This window comes from Sutterella sp. (assembly GCF_052272535.1).
In the GTDB taxonomy this organism is placed as follows: domain Bacteria; phylum Pseudomonadota; class Gammaproteobacteria; order Burkholderiales; family Burkholderiaceae_F; genus Sutterella.
In genome coordinates this window covers 1-6,289 of record NZ_DAVZJY010000142.1, presented here as the reverse complement: position 1 = coordinate 6,289, position 6,289 = coordinate 1, and the positions used below count along the sequence as shown (strand labels likewise).

Here is a 6,289-nt window from a genome sequence, read left to right as displayed (position 1 = left end):
AGCTCAGATATTTACATTTGAGCTAGGCCTGGTTGATGCGTTCGCCCTGGCGCCCCCGCCGCCCTTCTTGAGCCGCGGGGGCTTCTTTTATTCGCGCCGCAAACGGAAAACGGCCCGGATCGCTCCGGACCGTTTTCGCTTCAAGAACCGAGTGCGCCCAGAGGGGCGCGCCGGGTCACTTCGTGGCCGAGGGCAGCAGCAGCGCGCGCACGTCCACCTTCTTCTCCATCATGCCGTTGTCGATCAGGAACTGCTGATCGGCTTCGAGCCCCTTGACGTCGGCCTCGGTGAGTGTGTCGTAGAAGCCCGACCAGTCATAGAGCTTCTCGGCGTTGGCGAGGCTGATGCCCTGCTCCTTGGCGCCCATCTCGAGCGCCTGCGGCTTGTTCGCCTTGATCCAGGCGAGCGCGGCGCGGTTCGTCGCCACCACCTTGGCGTAGGCCTCGGGGTACTGTTCGGCGAACGCACGGCGCACAGCCATCACGAGGTTCGGAGCGACGTAGCCCTCGCACGTGGCGATGGTCTTCGCACCGGCTTCGTTCGCCTTGATGATGAGGCCGGCGGCGACGAGGCCCGCATCGGCGCTCCCCGAGACGACGGCGGTCATGGCCTTGGCGGGATCCATGCTCACGAAGTCAACGTCGGTGATCTTCATGCCCTCCTTCAGGAGCGCCGCGACGAGGAGCTGATGGAGCACCGTGCCCTTGGGGCCGACGACCTTCTTGCCCTTGAGGTCCTTGATCGAGTAGTTCGTGCCGGGCTTGCCGATGATCGCGAAGATCTTCTGCGGGTGCGCGACGCCCGTGGCGATCGCGATGGGGTTGCCCGCACCGGCGGCCATCAGCACGCTCGCGGTGTTCATCACGGCCGAGAAGTCGAGGTCGCCCGAAGCCATCGCCTGCCCCTGGACGGCGCCCGAGTTGATGACGCGCCAGTTGATCTTGACGCCGTCGGCCTTGAAGGCCTCCTCGAGCATCCCGCGCTCCTTCATGACGATGTTCTGCAGGTTGAAGGGCGACTTGACGTAGGTGATCGAAATGCTCTCGGGCATGGTGGCCGCGGAGAGCGCCGTGCTCACGGTGATGGCGAGCGCGGCGAGAAGCGCCTTGAACTTCATTTTTGTGTTTCCTCTGAAAAGACTTTTCCGCACCGGACCCGGAGGAAAACGCGCCGTGCGTCCTCTTTCGGCCGGCTGAGAATTAGTTGCAATTCTAAGTTCTCGGCCGGAGGCCGGCGGGTCGCAGGCGTGGGCTTTGCAAGCGCCTCCAAAGGCGGCCTAGCGGCGCATGAGCACGTCGAGGATCCCCTCCTCGAGCGCGGCGACGCCGGGGTCGGAGAGCCGCCGCGGATGGGGAAGATCCACGGGGAAAACTTCGGGCGCCGCGCCTTCGCGCAGGATCACCGCGGCGTCGGCCATCCGCACGGCCTCGCGCACGTCGTGGGTGATCATCAGGACCGTCATGCGGCGCCGCGCGAAGACCGCGGTGCTCTCGTCCTGGAGCTCCCTGCGCGTGAGCGCGTCGAGCGCCCCGAAGGGCTCGTCCATCAGCAGCACGTCGGGACCTGCGGCCAAGGCCCGGGCGAAGCCCACGCGCTGCTGCTGCCCGCCCGAGAGCTCTCCGGGAAGGCTTGAGGCCCGTCCCTCGAGGCCCACGAGGCGGAGCGCCTCGTCCACCCGCGGGTCCGTGAGCGCCGCGCGGTCGCCCAATTGGGCGAACAGCGCCGCGGCGACGTTCCCGCGCACGGTCTTCCAGGGAAGGAGCGTCGGCTCCTGAAACACCATCGCGGTCTTCGGGCGCACCTCGCCCGTGAAGCGCACGGCGCCGTCGCGGACGGGGAGAAGCCCCGCCACCGCCTTCATGAGCGTGGTCTTCCCGCAACCCGAACGGCCGAGGAGCGCCGTGATGCGCCCCGAGGCGATGGTGAGCGTGAGGTCCTCCACCGGCGGCCGGCTGCCTCCGGGGTAGCCCACGGTGAGGTGGTCGAGCTCGATGCCGGGAAGAGTCTTCCGAAGGTCCGCTTGGGGTTCCGTTCGGGCCGGCTCCTCTGCGCACTGCGGGGCGCAGGAGGCGGACGCCGCGGGTTCCCTCCGTCGGCTCCCCTCGGGCGCCGTCCAGGGCGTGAGCACGCGCGCGGCGCGCCGGAAGAGCGCGTCGCAGAGGATTCCGAGGCCCGCGATCGTGAGGATGCCGACGATCACGACGTCGGTGCGCGCGAGGCTCGAGGCGTCCTCGATCAGATACCCGAGCCCCGAGGCGGCGGCGATCAGCTCCGCGCCCACGAGCGCGCGCCAGGCGTATCCGAACCCAAGGCGCAGCCCCGTGATGATTCCGGGCGCCGCACCCGGGAGCAGGATGTGCCGCACGGTCTGCGCGCCCGAGAGCCCCAACACGCGCGAGAGGTCGAGGTAGCCGCTGCGCACGGAGCGCATCGCCGAGAGGGCCGAGAGGTGGACGGGAAAGAAGCTCGCCAAGACCACGATCGCGAGCTTCGGCGCCTCGTCGATTCCGAGCCAGAGGATGAGAAGCGGCACGAGCGAGAGGGGCGGCACGACGCGCAGCGCCTCGAGCGTGAGCGAAAAGGCCCCCTCGACCTTCGGGTGCCGGCAGAAGAGAAGCGCGAGGAGGAGCGCCGTCGCGGCTGAGAGCAGGAACCCCGAGAAGACGCGCGCCATCGAGACGGCGGCGTGCCGCAGGAGTTCGCCCGAGGCGAGGAGCGTCATGAAGCGGCGCGCGACGGCTTCGGGGCCGGGCAGCAGGAGCGGCGGCACGGCGCCCGCCGCGGTGACGCCCCACCAGAGGAGGAGGAGGAGGAGCGGAAGAATGAGGGCGGAGAGCTTCTTCAGCATGGCCGGGAGGAGACGGGAAGGTTGTTTCCCGGAGTCTAGACGCGGCGCGGGCGCCGGAGGGAGGTTTTCCCTTGGCCGGCGCCCGCGCACTCGTTCTTCAGAGCGTGAGGCTCATCAAGCGAGGAAGATCATGTCCATGATCCAGAAGATCGGGAAGAGGATGCACACCGACCAGGCCATGTAGCCGAAGAAGGACGGCATCTTGATGCCGCGCTCCTGGCAGATCGAGACGGTCATGAAGTTCGGCGCGTTGCCGATGTAGGTGACCGCGCCCATGAAGACCGAACCCATCGAGATCGCCATGAGCGTGTGGGCGTCCGTCGTCATCAGCACCTGCGGATCGCCGCCCGCGAGGTTGAAGAAGGCGAGGTAGGTCGGAGCGTTGTCGAGGAACGCCGAGAGCGTGCCCGTGAGCCAGAAGAAGACCGTGTTGTTGAAGGTCCCGTCGGCGTTCGTGACGAGCGCGACCAGGGGCGCGAAGGCGCCTTCGTGACCCGCGCGCAGCATCTCGAGCACCGGCACGATGCAGCAGAAGATGCCGAAGAAGAGCTTGCCCACCTCGAGGATCGGATCCCACGAGAAGTGGTTCGCCTCGCGCGTAGCCTTGGCGGTGAGCTTGAGCGAGAGCACGGCGATCACGATGAAGAGCGCGTCGCGGCAGAGGGATTCGAGCGAGAAGTGCACGCCGAGGATGGAAACCTCGACGCCGGACTTCCAGAAGCCCGACAGCAGCACCGCGCCGATCACGCAGGCGAGCAGCGGCACGTTGACGAGGCCTTCGAGCGCGAACTTCGAGGTCGCGTCGGCGGGCTTGAAGCCGTCGGCGAGGTCCTTCTTGTACATCGCGCAGTCGATCAGGTGGTGGATCACCAGAAGGATGGCGCAGCAGAAGAGCCAGGGCACGAAGACGTGGATGCTCGTCCAGAAGAAGCTCACGCCCTTCAGGAACCCGAGGAAGAGGGGCGGATCGCCCAGAGGCGTGAGCGCGCCGCCCACGTTGGCGACGAGGAAGATGAAGAAGACGAAGGTCTGGATCGTGCGCTTTCTGCCGGCGTTCGCGGAGATGAGCGGACGGATGAGGAGCATCGCCGCGCCCGTCGTGCCCATGAAGTTCGCGAGCACGGCGCCCAGCGCGAGGAAGCACGTGTTGACGATCGGGCGCCCGACGAAGGAACCCTTCACGTGGATGCCGCCTGCGACGATGAAGAGCGTGCCCACGAAGATGATGAAGGGCACGTAGTCGGCGAGGAGCACGTGGATGATCGCGTCGATGCCCGTCTGGAGGTCGATCACGACGCACAGCGGCACCGCGCAGCAGAGCGCCCAGAAGAGCGCGACCTTGCCGAAGTTCTCGTGCCAGAAGTGCGCGAGGAAGAGCGGCATCAGCGCAATGGAGAGCAGGATGCCGGCGAAGGGCACCGCCCAGGCGAGGCCGAGCGCGCTGCCGTCAAGGCCTGCGGCGTGCGCGGGCAGCGCGCCCAACGCGAGGAGCGCGCCCATGAGGCGCGCGGGAGAGAGGATGGTCACGGAGGAGCTCCCTGATCTTTGTGGTTCTTGTCGCCGCGCGTCTCCGGGGGAGCGCTGTCCGCAGCGAAGCGGAAGAGGTCGGCGGGGCCGCGCCTCAAGGGAGAAGCCTGAGGCAGGCCTTAAGCCGGCGTCAACCTTACACCACAAAAGGGGGAGACTGGCCAACGGAATGCGTTTTTGTCCGTCGGGAAGAACCCGCTAGGTCTTTCGGACTAGGCGCCCGCGTGCGTGCGCCCCTCGGGTTCGTCGAGGCGGAAGACCTGGCGGAGGTACTTCACGTAGCTCTCATCCTCGCACATGCCCTTTTCGGGCGAGTCGGAGATCTTCGCAACGGGCTGCCCGTTGCACTTAACCATCTTGATCACGACGTTCAGGGCCTGCGGGCCGCGGTCGTTCATCAGGTTCGTGCCGATGCCGAAGCCGAGGCCGACGCGCCCGTGGAAGCGCCGCCAGAGCTCGAGGATGCGCGGAATCGTGAGGCCGTCGGAGAAGATGAGGCACTTCGCGCGCGGATCGCACTTGTTCGCGCGCCAGTGCTCGATCATGCGCTCGCCCCAGACGAAGGGATCGCCCGAATCGTGCCGCGCACCGTCGAAGAGCTTGCAGAAGTACATGTCGAAGTCCTCGAGGAAGGGCTTCATGCCGTAGACGTCCGAGAGCGCGATCCCGAGGTCGCCGCGGTACTCCTTCGCCCACTGCTCGAACCCGAAGACCTGGCTGTCGCGCAGACGCGGCCCTAGGGCCTGGCAGGCCTGGAGGTATTCGTGGGCCATGGTCCCCAAGGGGGTGAGCCTGAGTTCCTTCGCGAACATCACGTTCGAGGTGCCGGAGAAGCGGTCGCCCAGACGCGCCATGAGCTCCACGATCACCTTGCGCTGCCAGTCGCGGGAGAACCGCCGGCGGGTGCCGTAGTCGGAGAGCCTGAGACCCGCGCTCTCGGGCTCTTCGTTGAGGAGCCGCACCTTCTCATGGAGCCGCGCCAATCCTTCGGTTTCGGAGAGCCCCGGATAGGTGCGGCGGAAGTAGACCTCGTTCACGATCGCGAGGACCGGAATCTCGAAGAGGATCGTGTGGAGCCACGGCCCCTTGATGTGGATGTCGATCCCGCAGGGGTGGGTCTCGTCGGGCTTCACCGTGATGTACTTGCGCTTCAGGTGGAAGAGCGACAGGAACTCGATGTAGTCGGACTTCATGAACCGCAGGCCGCCCAAGTACTCGAGCTCGCGCTCGGTGAAGTAGAGGTTGCAGAGGTGGTCGATCTCGGCGTTGATCTCGTCCACAAAGGGCCTCAGGTCGATGCCGGGCGTGCGGCACTTGAAGCGGTACTGAACCTCGGCTGCGGGGAACTGGTGCAGCACGCACTGCTGCATCGTGAATTTGTAGAGGTCCGTGTCGAGTAGAGATTCGATGATCATTTCTTGCAGTCCGCTCCCGCATTGCGGGTCCATGGTAGGTTCTACCTGCAATACTACCCGCGGGCGTCCGCCCGACGCCCGACGATTCTGCAAACGTTTCCGACTTCCGCCATGCCGACCCCCTCCCCTGCGTCAAGGTTCTTCTACTCGACTGCGACGGCGTGCTCGCCGACACCGAGCTTCTCTCCTGCTCGGCGGTCGCCGACGCCTTCACCGCCGCGGGCGCGCCCGTCACCACCCATGAGGCGCTCCGGATCTTCACGGGCTGCGACCGCACGTTCCTGCGCGGGTGGCTCGCCGAGCACGGCGTCGCCGACGCCGCGGCCGCACTCGCCCACAAGGACCGCCTCACCTACCAGCGGATCGGCGCGGCGCTCTCGCCCGACCCGGAATTGATCGGTTTTCTTGAGGGCCTGCGGCACGACGGCATCCGCTGGTGCGTGACTTGACGCACTCCCCGCCCTGAAGGACGGGGATTCTCCACTTGACCAACGCTCAG

General features: G+C 66.7%; 4 protein-coding genes and 2 pseudogenes. 1 reads left to right on the top strand and 5 read right to left on the bottom strand.

What is annotated here, in order from left to right:
- Window positions 1-175: 175 nt before the first annotated feature.
- The 5 genes and pseudogenes from ACT6Y9_RS07750 to pncB form a co-directional block, all read right to left on the bottom strand.
- Complete coding sequence (locus ACT6Y9_RS07750; protein WP_295479755.1) at window positions 176-1,117, bottom strand: ABC transporter substrate-binding protein; 942 nt, start codon at window positions 1,115-1,117, stop codon at window positions 176-178.
- Window positions 1,118-1,515: 398 nt separating this feature from the next.
- A pseudogene (locus tag ACT6Y9_RS07745) lies at window positions 1,516-1,942 on the bottom strand (ABC transporter ATP-binding protein); the annotation flags it as partial.
- 204 nt (window positions 1,943-2,146) lie between these two features.
- A pseudogene (locus ACT6Y9_RS07740) lies at window positions 2,147-2,674 on the bottom strand (ABC transporter permease); the annotation flags it as partial.
- 288 nt (window positions 2,675-2,962) lie between these two features.
- The gene (locus tag ACT6Y9_RS07735; RefSeq protein WP_443744108.1) at window positions 2,963-4,348 is read right to left on the bottom strand and encodes a sodium:proton antiporter; all 1,386 of its coding nucleotides are present in this window, start codon (window positions 4,346-4,348) and stop codon (window positions 2,963-2,965) included.
- A gap of 239 nt (window positions 4,349-4,587) precedes the next feature.
- Window positions 4,588-5,790: a nicotinate phosphoribosyltransferase gene (pncB, locus tag ACT6Y9_RS07730; RefSeq protein ID WP_443744107.1), complete on the bottom strand. Its 1,203-nt coding sequence runs from the start codon at window positions 5,788-5,790 to the stop codon at window positions 4,588-4,590.
- Window positions 5,791-5,951: 161 nt separating this feature from the next.
- Here pncB and ACT6Y9_RS07725 point away from each other — a divergent pair, with 161 nt between their 5' ends.
- Window positions 5,952-6,239 carry a hypothetical protein gene (locus ACT6Y9_RS07725; RefSeq protein ID WP_443744106.1) on the top strand — a complete coding sequence of 96 codons (288 nt, stop codon included), beginning with the start codon at window positions 5,952-5,954 and terminating at the stop codon, window positions 6,237-6,239.
- Window positions 6,240-6,289: the final 50 nt, after the last annotated feature.

Bases quoted from the DNA above. Each gene is read 5' to 3' on its own strand.
- ACT6Y9_RS07750 (WP_295479755.1), bottom strand. From the start codon at position 1,117: ATGAAGTTCAAGGCGCTTCTCGCCGCGCTCGCCATCACCGTGAGCACG.
- ACT6Y9_RS07735 (WP_443744108.1), bottom strand. From the start codon at position 4,348: ATGGGCGCGCTCCTCGCGTTGGGCGCGCTGCCCGCGCACGCCGCAGGC.
- pncB (WP_443744107.1), bottom strand. From the start codon at position 5,790: ATGATCATCGAATCTCTACTCGACACGGACCTCTACAAATTCACGATG.